This window comes from Natronobeatus ordinarius (assembly GCF_024362485.1).
GTDB lineage: Archaea > Halobacteriota > Halobacteria > Halobacteriales > Natrialbaceae > Natronobeatus > Natronobeatus ordinarius.
In genome coordinates this window covers 1847532-1863464 of record NZ_CP101456.1, presented here as the reverse complement: position 1 = coordinate 1863464, position 15933 = coordinate 1847532, and the positions used below count along the sequence as shown (strand labels likewise).

15 protein-coding genes are annotated in these 15933 nt (G+C 67.7%); 5 read left to right on the top strand and 10 right to left on the bottom strand.

Translation table 11 applies throughout. The features are described from left to right. Positions 1 to 205 precede the first annotated feature (205 nt). The 3 genes from NMQ09_RS09665 to NMQ09_RS09655 all read right to left on the bottom strand — a co-directional run bounded on the left by NMQ09_RS09665 (position 206) and on the right by NMQ09_RS09655 (position 3405). Positions 206 to 1039: a sulfite exporter TauE/SafE family protein gene (locus NMQ09_RS09665; protein ID WP_255194377.1), complete on the bottom strand. Its 834-nt coding sequence runs from the start codon at positions 1037 to 1039 to the stop codon at positions 206 to 208. Continuing rightward, positions 1036 to 1716, bottom strand: a complete 681-nt coding sequence (locus tag NMQ09_RS09660) for an SCO family protein (protein ID WP_255194376.1) — start codon at positions 1714 to 1716, stop codon at positions 1036 to 1038. The genes NMQ09_RS09665 and NMQ09_RS09660 overlap by 4 nt, the downstream gene beginning before the upstream one ends. A gap of 69 nt (positions 1717 to 1785) precedes the next feature. Then, entirely contained in the window at positions 1786 to 3405 is a 1620-nt protein-coding gene (locus NMQ09_RS09655; protein ID WP_255194375.1) for a TraB/GumN family protein, read from the bottom strand. 169 nt (positions 3406 to 3574) lie between these two features. Between NMQ09_RS09655 and NMQ09_RS09650 the strand changes: the two genes are divergently transcribed. Next, positions 3575 to 4180 carry a nitrous oxide reductase accessory protein NosL gene (locus tag NMQ09_RS09650; protein WP_255194374.1) on the top strand — a complete coding sequence of 202 codons (606 nt, stop codon included), beginning with the start codon at positions 3575 to 3577 and terminating at the stop codon, positions 4178 to 4180. A 98-nt stretch (positions 4181 to 4278) separates the two neighbouring features. Here the strand turns inward: NMQ09_RS09650 and NMQ09_RS09645 are convergent, their stop codons facing one another. From NMQ09_RS09645 to NMQ09_RS09630, 4 genes are all read right to left on the bottom strand, one after another. Further along, positions 4279 to 5196, bottom strand: coding sequence for an ABC transporter permease (locus tag NMQ09_RS09645; protein ID WP_255194373.1), 918 nt, complete (start codon positions 5194 to 5196; stop codon positions 4279 to 4281). Continuing rightward, positions 5193 to 5930: an ABC transporter ATP-binding protein gene (locus NMQ09_RS09640; protein ID WP_255194372.1), complete on the bottom strand. Its 738-nt coding sequence runs from the start codon at positions 5928 to 5930 to the stop codon at positions 5193 to 5195. Before NMQ09_RS09640 ends, NMQ09_RS09645 begins: the two co-directional genes overlap by 4 nt. Further along, complete coding sequence (locus NMQ09_RS09635; RefSeq protein WP_255194371.1) at positions 5927 to 7852, bottom strand: NosD domain-containing protein; 1926 nt, start codon at positions 7850 to 7852, stop codon at positions 5927 to 5929. The genes NMQ09_RS09640 and NMQ09_RS09635 overlap by 4 nt, the downstream gene beginning before the upstream one ends. A 281-nt stretch (positions 7853 to 8133) precedes the next feature. After that, positions 8134 to 8676: a winged helix-turn-helix transcriptional regulator gene (locus NMQ09_RS09630; protein WP_255194370.1), complete on the bottom strand. Its 543-nt coding sequence runs from the start codon at positions 8674 to 8676 to the stop codon at positions 8134 to 8136. A gap of 225 nt (positions 8677 to 8901) precedes the next feature. On the opposite strand from NMQ09_RS09630, the gene NMQ09_RS09625 reads away from it, so the two are divergent. After that, positions 8902 to 9252 carry a DUF7471 family protein gene (locus tag NMQ09_RS09625; RefSeq protein ID WP_255194369.1) on the top strand — a complete coding sequence of 117 codons (351 nt, stop codon included), beginning with the start codon at positions 8902 to 8904 and terminating at the stop codon, positions 9250 to 9252. 27 nt (positions 9253 to 9279) lie between these two features. Here NMQ09_RS09625 and NMQ09_RS09620 read toward each other — a convergent pair whose 3' ends face one another. Beyond that, positions 9280 to 9537: a hypothetical protein gene (locus NMQ09_RS09620; RefSeq protein WP_255194368.1), complete on the bottom strand. Its 258-nt coding sequence runs from the start codon at positions 9535 to 9537 to the stop codon at positions 9280 to 9282. 272 nt (positions 9538 to 9809) lie between these two features. Between NMQ09_RS09620 and NMQ09_RS09615 the strand changes: the two genes are divergently transcribed. From NMQ09_RS09615 to hemG, 3 genes are all read left to right on the top strand, one after another. Next, entirely contained in the window at positions 9810 to 10121 is a 312-nt protein-coding gene (locus NMQ09_RS09615; protein WP_255194367.1) for a HalOD1 output domain-containing protein, read from the top strand. A gap of 198 nt (positions 10122 to 10319) precedes the next feature. Continuing rightward, entirely contained in the window at positions 10320 to 11390 is a 1071-nt protein-coding gene (gene hemH, locus NMQ09_RS09610) for a ferrochelatase (protein WP_255194366.1), read from the top strand. After that, entirely contained in the window at positions 11387 to 12685 is a 1299-nt protein-coding gene (hemG, locus tag NMQ09_RS09605) for a protoporphyrinogen oxidase (protein WP_255194365.1), read from the top strand. Before hemH ends, hemG begins: the two co-directional genes overlap by 4 nt. A 42-nt stretch (positions 12686 to 12727) precedes the next feature. On the opposite strand, the gene NMQ09_RS09600 is transcribed toward hemG, so the two are convergent. Together NMQ09_RS09600 and NMQ09_RS09595 are read right to left on the bottom strand one after the other, a co-directional pair. Beyond that, complete coding sequence (locus NMQ09_RS09600; protein ID WP_255194576.1) at positions 12728 to 14389, bottom strand: M48 family metallopeptidase; 1662 nt, start codon at positions 14387 to 14389, stop codon at positions 12728 to 12730. A 241-nt stretch (positions 14390 to 14630) separates the two neighbouring features. Continuing rightward, the gene (locus NMQ09_RS09595; protein ID WP_255194364.1) at positions 14631 to 15902 is read right to left on the bottom strand and encodes an amidohydrolase; all 1272 of its coding nucleotides are present in this window, start codon (positions 15900 to 15902) and stop codon (positions 14631 to 14633) included. Between the last annotated feature and the right edge of the window lie 31 nt (positions 15903 to 15933).

Here is a 15933-nt window from a genome sequence, read left to right as displayed (position 1 = left end):
TTTGGTACGACTGGTTAATCGGCCTACGTCTGGCGATTTTGGGGGTGGGAAAGACCGTCTTGATCGGATGGAAAGCTGGCGTTGGTACGGGTGGTTAATCCGACCGTTCGGTCGAGTGTCACGAGTACGAGAACGTTTCCTCGAGCGCGCTCGGGTAAGCACTCGATGTGACTCGAGTAACAATCGATTACACCGGGGTGGCCGGTCAGAGTGGGTCGTAGTACGGGATCGGCGGGTGTGGCAGGTGGATGCCGATCGCCATGAGCCCGTGCTGGATGGAGATGTAGCCGAGCGCGATGAACGCGACGCCGAGGACGCGGTGGAGACGCACGCGCATCTCGACGCTCAGCGACCCGAAGAACGTGCCGTAGAGGAACAGCGACGGGATCGTTCCCAGCCCGAGGGCGGCGAGCGAGACGACGCCGCCGACGGGCGATCCCTGGACGAACGCGTAGAGAAAAGCCGGGTAGAGCAGCGGACACGGGAGCGCACCGTGGGCCGCGCCGAGCCCGGCGATCCTGGCGTCGCCGACCCAGGTGTCGACGCGAGCGAGGAGCCAGCGCTGGACGCCGCCGAGGGCCGATCCGACGATCGGGATGCCGACCGAGCCCCCGAGGACGCCCCGGCCGGCGAGATAGTGGAGCCCCATCGCGACGATCAGCGTTCCGACCAGCAGTCCGGTCCACGCGTGGACTTCGACCACGACGGCCGTGAGTTGCTGGGGGGTGACGAACACGAGCGTGCCAAGCAGCCCGAAGAGACCGCCGAGAACGGCGTAACTCGCCGCCCGACCCAGGTTAAACAGGGCGTGCTGGCGAACCATCCGCGTCGTCACGAGGTCGCGTCGGGCCCCATCTTCGCGGAGTCGATCGGCGTAGGTCGTCACCAGCGGACCACACATTCCGAGACAGTGTGCACCGCCGAGTAAGCCGATCAGGAAGAAGACGACCGGCCCGATCACCTCCGTGCCGATCGTCGGATCGAGCGACGGATCGTAACACGTCTCGAGCGGAGCGAGCAGTCCGAGCGTGACGGTCATCCCCAGTTATCGAGTATCGCCTGCGTGTCCTCGAGGATCAGTTCGGGGTCGGGACGGTCCGTCTGGTAGGCCCGTTCGACGTAGCCGTCGGGATTCACCAGGAACGTGACAGTGATGTGCTGAAAGTCGTAGGCCTCCTCGGGGCCGACCTTCTGGTAGCCGATCCCGAGGTCGTCGGTCACGATGGCTTCTGCCTGGGCTGCGTCCTCGGGGCGCAGATAGTGCCAGTTGCCCGCCTCGAGGTCGATGCGCATCGCCGTCGCGTTTTCCTCGAGTGCCGCCGCCGTGTCCCGCTCTGGATCGAACGAGACCGCGAGAAAGCGGACGTCTTCGAGGCCGTGCTCGAGCAGTTCGGCCTGTGCGTTCGCCAGCGCCCCGAGCAGCAAGGTACACTCGGCATCACAGTAAGCGTAGAAGGCCGTACAGATGAACGGGTCCTCGAGGGACTCGGTGTCGACCGTCTCACCGGACAGCGGGTCCTCGAGTGAAAAGTGTGGGAAGGGTTCGCCGTAGGCGGGGTAGGCGAGATCGGCGCTCGCCGTCGGCTGGATCTCCTCGGGGGGAGTCTCGAGGACGGCGTGTTCGGCGCCGTCGTCGCCAACGAGTGAGGTCAGACAGCCGCTGGCGGCGACCAGCGTTCCGGCTGCACCAGTCCGCAGGAAGGTACGTCGTCTCATTAGCTTCATCTAGCGGTCGATCGAGCAAGTAGCGTCTGGTCCGTCTCTCGAATGTGCCCGTCTGCGCCGTCACCCGAGGAGCCCGGAGAGGATCCGAACGCCCTCCCACGTGGCGTCTACGAGTTCATCGCCGAGCCCGCCGAGCCCGCCGACGTCGGCCGCGAGATACGGGAGGAACACGGCAACGAACAGGACGCTCGCGAAGAAGCTGCCCAGATTCGCCACCGTCATAATCAGGAGAATTCGGAAGAGTCCGACGCTGGCGTGGGCGCGGGTGAGCCGCGACAGCGGTGACTGCGTCCGGTCGCCCAGTACCGTTTTCATCCGCCAGACGTCAGAGAGGCGCACGTTCGTATACCGCAGCTCCACGTAGCCGATGAACAGCCCCGGCGTGATCATCGGGTTGACGCTCGTCAGCCAGGCGATGGAACCGCCGACGCCGGCGCTCGTCCAGTGGGCGCCGGCGAGGACGGCCAGCCCGGCCGCGGCGACGAAGTTCACGAGGAACCAGGCGACGAACAGCTGCACCAGAACGCCGTCCTGGGACCCGCCGAGTGCCACCAGGACGAACAGGACGACGAACGCGCCCATGAACACGTAGCCGACGGCGTGGTACAGGCGCGATCGGAGCCGCCCCGTCTCCACAGCTCCGAGCACCGAGTCCGCCGGCGGGAGTTCGCTCGGCGTCTCGAGGGACGCCTCGATGGCCGCTCGTCGACCCACCCCGACGACGGCGACGACGTCGTACCCCGCCTCACGCAGGGTGAGCAGTCGATGGGCGATCACCGCGTTCCGACCGTCGATCAGCGCGTCGGCATCGGACGAAGCGCGTGTGAACGCCTCGAGCGTCGCCGTGACGGGGTCGGCGTCCGTCAGTCGGCCGGCGACGACCGCCGTCTCGTCGAAAGCGCGTGTCCCGACAGCCAGGGCCAGCGCCAGCGGCGTTCCGAGGACGAGTCCGATTCCGACGATGGCGACGACGGCGTCGAGCGTCGAGAAGAGCGCTCCGGTGAGTCCGCCGGTCGGAACGACACCGGGCGGGAGGATCGCCGGGAGCACGAGCGGTCCCCACAGCAGGCTCAAGATGGAGCCGAACAGCAGCCCCCAGAACAGTCCGAGAAAGAGCCCCACTCGCCACGGCCCACCGAAGTCAGCCGTGAGCGCGGCGACGATCGAGTACTTCTCACGCAGCCCCAGTCGATTCCACAGACGCTGGGTGGTGTCCTCGAGGTTCCGATCGACGAGCGCGATCGCCGCGTCGTGGCGAGCGGCGGCCTCGGTCGCGGCTGCCACGTCAGCGCCGGGTTCGACCTCGAACCGATCGCGGTGGCGGTCCTCGACGTCCGAAAGCAGCCAGTGGCCGAGAAACTGGTACCCGGTCTTGCCGGACATGAGTTCGTCTGCGTCGATCTCGTCGTCCTCGGCGTCGTCTGCCCGTCGTCTGTACCGGAACTCGTCGAACTCGACGGCGACGACGTCGGGGCGCGCACGCTCGCTCGTCTCGAGGAGGCTGGCGACGTCGGCTGCGGAACCGTGGGTCGTCTCGACGATCGTCACGGAGCCCTCCCCGGCCGACGCGGCGGCTGGATCCAGCGGCGGCCCGGACTCGAGGACGAACTCGAGGTCGGTGCCGGGAGCCGACGGCCCGCCATCCTCGGAGTCGTCACCGGATCGGCTGTCGGCACTCATCGACCCGCACTTTATGTTGATATAGTATAAAGTTTGGCCAGGAACGATGTCGGTCTTCGGGCCGATGCCGTGAGACGACCGTCCAGACGCCCTCGTTCCGGCACAGTCACGAGGGGTCGTTCGGCGTTCACACCAGACGTCATTTATCGACGGGGTGGCTAGTGGCGGTATGGAGCGACACACGACATCGAATCACGGACCGTGCGCGTCCCGGCGGGCCGTTCTCGTCGCGACCGGGACCGCGGGTCTGGCGGCGCTGGCCGGCTGTTTCGGCGACGACGGCGAGGTCCCCGATCCAATCTCGCTCGACGACGAGCAGAGCTGTGAAGTCTGTGGGATGATCGTCGAGATGCACCCGGGCCCCAGCGGACAGGCGTTCTACGCCGACGAAGACGCACTGCCTGCAGGAAGAGACGTCGACGAGCCGGCGTACTTCTGTAGCAGCCTCTGTGCGTACGATTACGTCTTCGATCAGAAGGATCTCGGCTTCGATCCGACCGTCCTCTATCTCACCGATTACACGGCCGTTGGAGACGACTGGGAGGTGTACGACGAACAGGGGATGCTGTTCATTACCGAACACATCGAAGCCGAGTACTTCGCCGACGCCACCGAACTCACACTGGTGGCCGGCAGCGACGCCTACGGTGCGATGGGCCAGTCGATCGTCGGCTTCTCCGACGCCGACGACGCCAACGCCTTCGCCGAGGAGTACGGCGGACACATCCTCGAGCACGACGAGATCTCTCGAGAACTGATCGACGGCCTCGGGTAGCTGCTTCTGTTCGAATCGGTCGAGTTCCCTGTTCAGGCAGTCTCGGCTGGCGAAGAGAACTTGACGACGCACCGTACGTTCTGTCGGCCGTTACAGCGTCAGGATCGTCGAAGCGCGGCGGTCGCGACCGCGAGCGAGCCGACGCCCCAGACCAACAGTCCGATCACGCTCGAGAGCGGGGCGGCCGTCTGGGGGCCGGTGCCGGCGGCGACGACGACGGCCGTCTCGAGGACGAGCCCGCGGTAGGCGCTAAGCGGACTCAGTGCGAGGGCGTGGATCAGGCTCCCTTCGGGAACGATCCCCGAGGAGAGGCCGTAGACGAGCGCGAGGTCGGCCCCGACGAGCAAGACGACGAGGGCGACGACGCCGAGGGCGAGCGCGCTTCGGGCGGTGCTCGCGATCGCCGAGATGGCGAGTGCCACGGCGAGCAACACCAGGGCGAACAAGATCGTCAGGAGAACCACCCGGAGGTACAGAAGCGGCGAGTCGGCGCCGGTGTGGGTCGCGTAGAGGATCGACGCCTCTCGCTCGGTCAGTGCGACCGCGACGCCGACGAACGCGAGCGGGAGGGTAACCGCCGCGACCAGGCCGGCCGCCCGTCCCAGGTAGATTCCGCCGACGATCTGCCACGGCGAGACGGGGTACGTCCGCAAGACGTCGAGTTCGCCGCGTTGCTCGTCGCCGAGCACCGCGCGGTAGCCGAAGGCGACGGCGACGACGGGGACGAGGAGCTCGAGCGGGGTGAGCAGGTCGACCGCCGTCGGCACGTAGCCGGCCCGGAGGCCGCCACTGAGAACGGCGACGCCGAGCAAGACGGCGGTCAGCGCGAATCCGAGCAGCAGGAACGTTCGGGTTCGGACGACGGTCCACAGCTCGCGGCGGACGATCGTCGCGACGACGTGGCCCGGACCCGGAGCGGTTCGGTCGCCGATCTGGTCGTTCACCCGGGTGTCAGCTTTCTCCCGGGCGACGGTCTCGCCGGCGACGTCGTCGCCGGTTCCGGTCTCTCCGTTCATGCGGAACCACCCTTGACGCGGACCGTGCCAGCCTCACCGGCGACCGACGCCTCGAACGCGTCGAACAGCGAGTCGACGCCGAGCCGGTCGACGACCGCCGTCGTCTGCCCGTCCTCGACGATTCGCCCTTCGTCGATCAACGCGACCCGGTCGGCGTTCCGTTCGACGAGCGTGAGGTCGTGTGAGCTCAATAAGACGGCCGCCCCGGACGCCGCCAGACCGGAGGCGACGTCGAAGACGTGGACTGACATCCCTGGATCGAGGCCGCTCCCGGGCTCGTCGAGGACGATCACCGGCGGGTCGCCGATGGTCGCCTGGGCGATGCCGAGCAGACGGGTCATCCCACCCGAGAGCGCCTCGACGGGCCGATCCGCCGCCGCCTCGAGGCCGACGCGCTCGAGGTGGTCGTAGGCAGTCTCCTCGTCGTCGCCGACCAGCGACGCGTAGTAGCTGAGCGTCTCGAGGGTCGAAAATCCGGGGCGGAACTCGGGTCGCTGCGGGAGGTAGCCGATCGGTCGGGCAGTGTCGGGGCCGTGGTACTCGACTGAGCCATCGGTCGGCTCGTGGAGCCCCGTGAGGACACGGATCAGCGTCGACTTGCCTGCACCGTTCGGTCCGATCAGTCCCGTCACCTCGCCCGCTCGAACGCCGAGCGAGACGCCCTCGAGGACGGGGACGTCGCCGTACGACTTGTCTACGTTCGCTGCCTCGAGTATTGGTGTGTCTTCGGTCATGGTGTCTCGTCTGTCGCTCCACACGCGTGGTCGTCGAGTCGGTCGCCGTAGCCGGCCGCCTCGAGTGCGTCGGCGTTCGCCGGTTCACACCGCGGTGCCGTGTCGACGATGCTCTGTGCCCGCATTCCGGGGACGGTTCCCTGTAATCCCTTCGTCGCGTCGAGGGCGGGTGCCTGGGCGAGCGTTGGCGTCCCGTCGACGCGGTGGAGCCGTTCGTCGACGGGATCGGTCGCCGAGTACGTCCGGTCGAGGACGTCGCCGTCGGGCGTTCCGATGGCGCCCGCCCAGTAGTTACCCGCGCCGTCGTGCGTCCAGATGCGAAGCGGGCCGGAGGTCGCGGTCGCGTGGATCTCGTTGTTCAGGAAGTCGTTCCCGGCCACGCGATCGGAGGGGAGGACGGAGCGCGAACGCACGCCGACGTCGTTCTCGAGGAAGACGTTCGCCTCGTAGATCGAGTTCCCCGTCCCGATCCGCATGCCCTCGATCGCGTCGACGACGACGTTCCCCGCGATGTAGGAGTCGCTTCCGTCGGTGATGATCCCGCTTGGCACCCCGCGAACGTCGTTGTCGACGATCGCGTTGCGCTCGGGATCGGTCATGACGTAGATGCCGGCGTCGTGCTGGTCGCGGACCGTGTTGTTCGCGATCAGCGAATCCGAGGTGTACATGAAGTGAACGGCGTACCGGCCACCGAGGAGGTCGTTGTCCCGGACGACGAGGCCGTTCGCCCGGTGCATGTAGACGTTGTCGCGCCCGTCGGTGAGCGTCGACTCCTCGATGACACCCGACGCGCGCATGTTCATCACGCCCATGTATCCCTGTCCCCACTCCTCGTCTCCGTAGACGGTCACGTCCCGGACGACCGCGTCGTGGGAATCACGAAGCAGGATGCCGTTGGCTGCCGTCTCGATGGTCACCGCCTCGATCAACACGTGGTCAGCGTCGACGACTTCGACGCCGGCGTCGCCGTGGCCGTAGCCGACCTCCAGGGCCGCGTCCCACTCGTCCTCGTCGACCTCGGCGTCGGGGTCGCGGCCCGTGTCGCCCACGCCGGTGACCTCGAGCCCCGTCACGGCCGCCTCGTCGGCGGTCACGTGGACGACCGAGCCGTTCTCGTCGCCCCGGATCGTCACCTCGCCCTCTCCGGCGAGCGTGATCGGCTCGTCGATCTCGAGGACCTCCTCGTACGTTCCCTCAGGAACGACGACCGTCGTACCCGGCTCCGCCGCGTCGATCGCTTCCTGGACGGTGTCGGCGTCCTCGCCGACGACGGTCGAGACGGGGCGCTCGAGGTACGACCGCGACTCCTCGACCAAGCGGTCCGCCCCGGCGTGCTGGTCGTCGATTCGCTCACGAATCACTTCCGCACCTGCGAGGTCGAACTCCGCCTCGAGGACCGCTTCCCACGACATGACCGAGCCGCCGTGCTCGTCGGCGAACGCCTCGGCGTCGTCGCGGTCGGCGAACGGGACGACGGTCTCGCCGGCGGGCGAGCGGGCGTCGCTCCCGGCGACGTACCAGGCGTCTTCGGCGTGGACCCAGCCGACGAACTCGTCCGTCACCGGGTAGCCCTCGTCGCTCAGCTCGAAGTCGACCCCGCTGTAGTCGGTGACGTACACCGCGAGCGGATAGCCGAAGCGTTGTTCGTGGCCCTCCTGTCGGAGGTCGTCGACGAACGTTTCGACGCCGTAGTAGCCGACGACGTACTGGTACTGTGAGTAGAACACCTGCACGCGCGGAAGTTCGGTCTCGTCATCGAGTCCGAACTCGACCTGGTGTGAGATACCCATCGCGACGGTGTCGTCGAAGTGAACCGGGTCCGGATCGGTCGCGCCCACGTCGACGACGAACAACCCCGCAGCGCCGACCACCACGAGCGCCACGACGAGGCCGAACCAGACGGATCGAGGTATCTCGCGCACACCGGAACTAGGGACACAGCCGAAATATACCGTCTGGTTCGGCCGTCGAAGGACGGAGTCGGAAGAACACGCCGTCAGCGGCCCCGTCCCGTCGACTCGAGCGGTCGATCACGACTGACCGGTCAGCCGACACGACCGCTCGACGCGCACGAATCGAAACCGAGTACAACGGGCGCCGTCGAACTCGACAGAAGGGCTGGATCGAGCGCGACGCATAGTAAGCGATGTCCACCCGGTCACAGCCGAGCGGCCAGCCGTTCGGCATGGGTGTGCAACGACTGTCAACGCGTACTATAGTTCGAAGTCGACACCGCGTCCTCGAGGAGGTGGTCGACGAGGCGGGTGAAGCGGTCGGCGAGTCGGTCGGCGACCGAGGGCGTGACGCGCGCCAGCAGCTTGCCGGTTCGTTCGGGGGTGGCGAGGTGAAGCGTCACCCGATTTCGCTCGCCGTACTGCTTTTCGACGAGCTCGCACTCGAGGAGGTGATCGAGGTGCCACTCGAGTGTGCTTCGAACGACGCCGAGTTCGTCGGCCACCTCGTCCGGCCGGGCCGGGCCGAACTCGATGAGGTAGACGAGGACGTCGCGGCAGGTCTCCCGGCGGAGCAGCGCGAGCGCCCGCCGATCCCAGTCGTCGTAGTCGACCGGGTAGTAGTGAGTTCGTCCGTAGAGTTCCTCGGAGACGATCTCGCCCGAGCGTAACAGCCGTCGGACGTGATACTGCGTCTGTCCGACAGCCAGGTCGAGCTCGCGGACCAGCGCGTTGAAGTGAATGCCAGGATCGGCCCTGACCCGTCGTTCGATGGCGTGTCGTACGTCGCTCATGCTCTCGTACTCGACCGATGTACTTACTACACGAAAACGACCACGATATAGTAACGGGATGGCGCCAGGTACCGGAGCCCGGAACCGATCGAGGTGCGAAGGACTGTCCAGTCTCGACCCCACCGCTCGTCTCTCGGGGTCGACGCTCGACGGTGCACCCCTGTGGGACCGACCGCCGTGCAGTGACCCGGTGTCGGGAGACGATCCTCGAGTCGATCTGCACCCATGATCTACGTCGAACTACTCTCGCTGATGGCCTGGCCCGAGGTGCGCGACTCGCCGCTGTTGCTCACTATCCTCGTGCTGGCAGGGATTGGGACGACGGGACTCTTCTTGCTCGGGGTGGTCGCCTACCGGCGGCGGCGGACGACGCCGTATCTCCTCATCACGCTCGCGCTCGGCGCGCTCGTCATCAGAACGGTCGTCGGACTCGGAACCGTCTTCGAGGTCGTCCCGATGGGACTCCACCACCTCGTCGAGCACGGCCTCGACTTCGTCATCGCCGTGTTGCTGCTCTTTGCGATCTATCGGAGCGGATCGGTTGGCGCCGAGAAGAACGACCGTGATCGCCTCTGAGGCGACGACGCTGCCGACTGGAGTTCGTTACCGGTTCGACGACCAGTCGGGCCCCTGATCGCTCGGCGTCGCGCGGTCGCCGAGTCGAGCGATGATGATCGCGATCGCGACGGCGGCGAACCCGAAGATCAACATGCTCGCGAGGTAGCCGGCGTTGACGACGTCGGGCGCCGGGTCGAGCGCCTGAATACCGACGACGACGATCGCGCTGACGACGAGCCAGATCGCGGCGACTCCTCCGTACCATCCCAGACCCTTCTGACCGGACGACGATCGCGTGCTCATAACAGGATCTCGTCTGAACTGATGGATTGGCGGGCACAAAAAGGGACCCGATTCGTCGACGACGGCAGCGATACGCACGGCCACCTCGCTCGAGCGGTCCCTCGCGGTGACTTCCCAGTCGGCCACCGGTTCGGACGAGCTCGTGGACGATCCGGGAGACCTGTGGCCCCGAAGCCCTTAAGCGCGCCCAGGCGGAATTAGTGTATAGTGCAATACAATCAATATCAGCGTCTGCCTCAGACGCCAGTGTCCTCGTCGACGATCCGGTCGCCATGAACGTCCCCGCCACACTCGAGGTCGAGCTCGACGCCGTCACTAACGACGCGGGCGAGACCGTCTACGAAGTGTCGTACGATCGGCCGCTGCAGCCGACGCTGGCCATCGTCACGGCCGTCGCGACGATCGAGGAGTGTGAACCGACCGACCTCCGACCGCTCCACGACGTCGTCGACACCAGCGCACTCGATCGGTTCGTCGACGGCGCGTGGCAACGAGGGTCGACGCCGACCGTCGCGTTCACGTTCGCGGGATACGACGTCGAGTTCCGCGGCCCCGGTCACGCTCGGCTCGAGCCAGTTACGTAAGCGGCCACCTCGATGTCCGAATCGACCCGTCGGTTCTCACCGGACGGGAACGATGAGAGGGCGTTAGGTTCGTCGCTTCCCGAGTCTCGATCATGCACCCTCGGTTATCGAACGACAGTCGAGAGGCTGTCCGACCGACGCACCGAGCAGTAACTGTTGTTATGCCCCCATCCCTAGGGGCCGATAGCTGACTCACCAATGACGACTGGAATCATCCTGCTCAACTTCGGCGAACCGCCCGAACCGGAACGCGAGGTCGTCGTCGAGTACCTCACTAACATCTTCTTCAACAACGCCGACCTCGAGGGCGCGACGACCGAGGAGGAGGCGATGGCGCGCTCCCGAGAACTCGCCCGCCGGCGTGCCCCCGGGCTGATCGAGGAGTACGAGGCGATCGGCGGCTCGCCGCTGAACGCCCAGTCCGACGCCCAGGCGGCGCTGCTCGAAGCGGCCCTCGCCGACCGGGGGATCGACGTCGAGACCTACGTCGGCCACCAGTTCCTCGAGCCGTACGTCGCGGACGCCGTCGAGGAAGCCCGCGACGACGGCGTCGAGCACCTGATCGGGTTACCGATCTACCCGCTGTGTGGCCCGTCGACGACCGTCGCGGCACTCGACGAACTCGAGGAGGCCGTCGCGACTCACGAGGAGTGGGACGTGCGAGTGAGCCCAATCTCAGGCTGGCACAAACATCCCCTCTACACCCGGCTGCGCGCCGACGCCATCAGGGCACACGCCGACGAGCGCGGGGTCGACCTCGCCGACGAGGAGACGACGCTCGTCTTCTCGGCCCACGGCACCCCGACGCACTACCTCGAGGAAGGGAGCCGGTACGTCATCTACGTCGAGGAGTTCTGTGAGACGATCGCCGCGCTCGTCGGCGTCGAAACGTACGAGCTCGGCTACCAGAACCACTCGAACCGGAACATCGAGTGGACCCAGCCCGACGTCGAGGACGTGATCGAGACGGTGGACGCCGATCGCGTCGTCGTCGATCCGGTGAGCTTCATGCACGAACAGTCGGAGACGCTCTCGGAGCTCGACGTCGACCTCCGCGAGGACGCCGAGGCCGTCGGCCTCGAGTTCCACCGCGTGCCGGTTCCCCACGACGACCCACGCTTCGGCGAGGTGCTGGCCGACCTCGTCGAACCGTTCGTCGCGGGCTTCGAACCGGGCTACTACCAGTTCCGGCAGTGTCAGTGTCGCGACGTGGAGGGAACGATGTGTCTGAACGCACCCCAGCAACCAGCACCCGCCACGGACGAATGAGCCACGATCGACCACGCGTCGGGATCGTCGGCGGCGGCCTGACCGGGCTCGCGCTGAGTTACTACCTCGACGCTCACGGCGTCGAGAGCGTGGCCTTCGAAGCCACCGACGCCCCGGGCGGCGTGATCCGGAGCGGCCGGACGAACGGGACCGTCGTCGAGTACGGCCCCCAGCGGATGCGCCTGTCGGGGTCGCTGGCCGACCTCGTCTCCGACCTCGGGCTCGCCGGCGAACTCGTCGCCGCCGACGACGACCTGCCGCTTTTCGTCTATGCGGACGGGAAATTGCGCGAGGTCCCGACGTCCGCCTCGGCGTTCGTCCGAACCGACGCCCTCTCCTGGCGTGGAAAGCTCCGCTTGCTCGCCGAACCACTCACGGACCCAGCGAGCCCCGACGAGACCGCCGCCGAGCTCTTCACGCGGAAGTTCGGCCCCGAGGCGTACCACACCGTGATCGGCCCGCTGTTCGGCGGCATCTTCGGCTCCGATCCCGCCCGAATGCCCGCCAGACACGCCCTCGAGGGACTCATCCGGCTCGAGCAACGTGAAGGGAACTTGCTCGTCCCCGCCGTGAAACGGCTCGCGCGCAACGGCGACCGTGCGCCCGCCGTCGTCTTCGAGGACGGCAATCAGCGCCTTCCCGAGGCGCTGTACGAGGCGACGCGCGACCGCGTCCACCTCGAGACGCCGGTCGAGTCGATCCGCGAGCGCGACGACGGCGACGGGTACGTCCTCGAGGCCGACGGCGACCGCGCGGTCGTCGACGAGGTCGTGGTGACCACGCCCGCGGATGCGAGCGCCCAGTTGCTCGAGGCGGTCGCCCCGGACGCGGCCACGCGGCTTCGCGAGTTGCGGTACAACCCCCTCACGCTCGTCTATCTCGAGGCCGAGGCGCCCAAGCGTGGCTTTGGCTACCAGATTCGGAAAGACGAACCGTTTCACACCCTCGGCGTCTCCTGGAACGGCGTTGCTTTCGGTCGCGACGACCTCGTGACCTGTTTTTTCGGCGGGATGTGGGAGCCCGAACTCGTCTCCGAACCCGAGGGCCGACTCGCCCGACTCGCCTGTGCGGAGTATGAGGCCGTCACTGGCTGTGAGGCGGAGTTCCTCGAGGTCGAACGGATGCATCGAGGGTTTCCCGCCCACGACGACACCTGGGACGCCCTCGATGGGCTCGAGCTGCCCGACGGACTCCACCTCGCGACGAACTACACGAGTCGGATGGGCATCCCGAGCCGGGTCAGTCACGCGAAGCGGCTCGCCGGCCAGCTTGCCGGAACAAGCGCAGACGCCTGATCGGGCGGGCCAATTCTCGAGGGCTCAGAACCGATCCGGCGGCTACGATCGCTCGCTGACGATCGATCGAATGCGGTCGATTCTGTCCGTCGTCGACGGGTGTGTCCCGAGCACTCCTCTGGCGACGAATCGTCGAGTCCGGTCGAAAAATCGGTGTTCCTCCCACGGCGGTGGAACGATCGAGAACGCCGTCGCCGGGTCCCGTTCCCTGAGGTCCGCGGCCGGTCGGATCTCGAGTTCGGCGTCGAGCGTCTCGAGGGCGCTCGCCAGGCCCGCCGGGTCGCCGGTGATGGCGATCGCACCGTCGTCGGCCGCGTACTCCCGTCCCCTGGCGACGAACGCGACGGACGCATGGCTGACGATCCGAACGAGCTGGGCGAACGGTTCGACGACCGGATTGTACCCGTACCGGCTCCGCGAGAGCCCCGCGACGGCCCCGGGAACCGACAGCGCGGTCAGCACCGCGGCGTCCCGGTTCGCGACGTGGGCGAGTTCGTGGGCGAGGACGGCCTCGAGCTCGCGGTCGTCGAGCGTCTCGAGCAGGCCGCGCGAGCAGACGAGCGTCGAGGACGCGGGACGGTAGCCCACCGTCAGCGCGACCGGCGCTCGTTCGTCGAGGAGGCGAATCTCTGGGGCAGGGAGGTCGGCCTGACCGGCGAGGCGGGCCACGATCGACTCGAGCGCCGGCCTAGCCGTCGTGGCGGCGCCGCCGCTCCCGTCGACCTCGTTGCCCCCGTCGACGATCGCTGCGCCGTCGCCCCGTGTCACGCTCTCGAGTCGGCCCTCGAACTCCCGGAGGACGGCCGCGTCGCCGGTGAACTCGTTGCGGACGACGCCGCCGACGTGGGCGCCGACGAGCACCAGGGCGGCGAGGGCCGCGAATCCGACTGCGACCGCGTCGGTCGAGCCGACCGTCGCCGCCCAGTAGACGACGGCGCCGACGACCGTTCCGGTTCCCGCGAGGACGGCCGGTCGGGGGTCGGGCACCCGCTCGAGTCGGCCCCCGAGTCGCCGGACTTCGTCGGTGATTCCGTAGACTTCGTCGGGGTCGACCGGCTCGCTCTCTTCTTGCTCGGCAGCGCGTCGTTCGACGGCGTCGCGAACGCGCTCGAGGCGGTCGGGAGCGAAGACGGCGCCGAGGGCGACGGCGAGTACCGCGGCCACGATGACGACGACGAAGCCGCGCCACCAGGCGACGCTGAGGTAGCCGACGACGAAGACGCCGAGGACGAGCCAGTTGCCGCCGGCCGTCCGTTCGTCGTCTTCGTTCCGCGAGCGAACCCACTCGTGGGCGGCCCAGGCGTACGCGGCCGTCAGGAGGTAGAAGAAGCCGACGAGTACGCCGATCGCGAAGACCAACTCGGGAAGCACCTCTTGGAGGTACGGCACGGCGGCCAGCAGGACGACGATCGACGCGAGCAAGAGCACGTACGAGGCCAGTTCGACGGTTCCCTGTGCGAGCGCTCCCGCCGGCGCCGAGCGCGCTCGAGCCCGCCGAACGGTCCGCAGCGACCACTCGACGGTGACCAGACAGGTCGCCGCGATCGCGGCCACGAGCACGGTCGCCGCGGGAACGGGGACGACGCCCTCGAGCGCCTCGACGCCGTACCGGATCGTGCCGAAGACGGGGAGCGCGACGAGCAGGGGGGCGACCCCGACGACGGCGATCGAGAGCACCGCACTGAGGACGGTCGCGACGGCCATCCGGAACCAGAGGCCGACGCGGGCGCGGTTCACGCTCACGAGTCGCTCACCTCCAGGTGGGGTTCGAACTCGTCGGTCGACGAACGGGAACGCGACGGGGCGGCTCGCATTCGCTCGAGCAATTCGCTCCACAGTCAAATAGGCGTTTCCGACGCGAACAGGTTCTGACGATCGTACTCACTCGGTACGCATGCGATCGCCGCGAGCCCCTCACGGACGGTGCCGGTAGGCCGCTTGCCCCTCAGGGACGCTCGAGGCCGATCCGTTCGATCGCACCCGCGAGGGTGTCGACGCCGTGGCGGATGCTCTCCTCGTCGACGTCGAACGTCGCGGTGTGGTGGCCGCCGGGGTGGTCGGTGCCGACGCCGACGTAACAGGCCAGCCCACCGTTCTCTTGCACCTCACGCATCAGGAACGTCGCGTCCTCGCTCCCGCCGAGGACGTCGCGCTCGAGCACCGACTCGATCCCGTCGGTCTCGCCGGCCACGTCCGCGACGATCGAGACGAGCCCCTCGTCGCTCTCGGCGCTCGGGGCCTCTGCACCCGTCTCGATGTCGACGTCGCAGTCGTGCATCTCGGCGGCCGACTCGAGGACGCGGCGGGCCTTCTCGTCCATGTACCGCATGAGCTCGGTCGTCTCGCCGCGGACCTCGGCGACGAGGCGGGCCTCCTCGGCGACGATGTTCGCCGCGGCGCCACCCTCGACGATCCCGGCGTTGACCCGGGTGACGCCGTCTGCGTGTCGCGGGATGGCGTAGAGGTTGCCCACTGCCGTGGCGAGCGCCTGGATCGCGTTTCGCCCCTCCTCGGGCCTGGCACCCGCGTGAGCGGATTCGCCGGAGAAGGTCGCCTCGAGGTGACTCACCGCGAGGAAGCCGTCGATCCCCGCGACGACCTCGCCCGTGGGGTGGTCGAGGCCGACGTGGACTGCGAGCAGGTAGTCGACGTCCGCGAGGTGCTCGCTCTTTGCCATCGACTTCCCGCCGCCGACGACCTCCTCGGCGGGCTGAAAGAAGACCTTCAGCGTGCCAGTAAAGTCGCTTTCACGCACTGCGTCGAGGACGCCGATTCCGATCGTCGCGTGCGCGTCGTGCCCGCAGGCGTGCATCGCCCCCTCGTGTTCGGAGCGAAAGCCCTCGGCGGCGGGGACGTGCTCGGGATCGTCTGACTCCTCGCGGGGCAGGCCGTCGATGTCGACCCGGAGGCCGACGGTCGGCCCATCACCCTGCTCGAGAACCGCGACGGCACCCGTGTAGCCGCCCTCGAGGTTCTCGAGGACCGCCTCGTCGGCACCTGCGGCCCGGGCGCGCTCGTACCACGCCTCGAGTTCGGCCGTCTCGGGGACTCCCATTCGGTGCTCGCCGGCGATCGCGTCCCGACCGACGTACAGGTCGTCGACGTCGAGCGCAACGAGTTCCTCGACGATCCGTGCCGTGGTGTAAAACTCCCGCCAGGCGGGTTCGGGCTTGCGGTGGAGGTCCCGTCGGAGCGAGACGAGTGTATCGTCGTTCATGGCCGAGGATCGGCGGGTGAGCCCAAAGGAG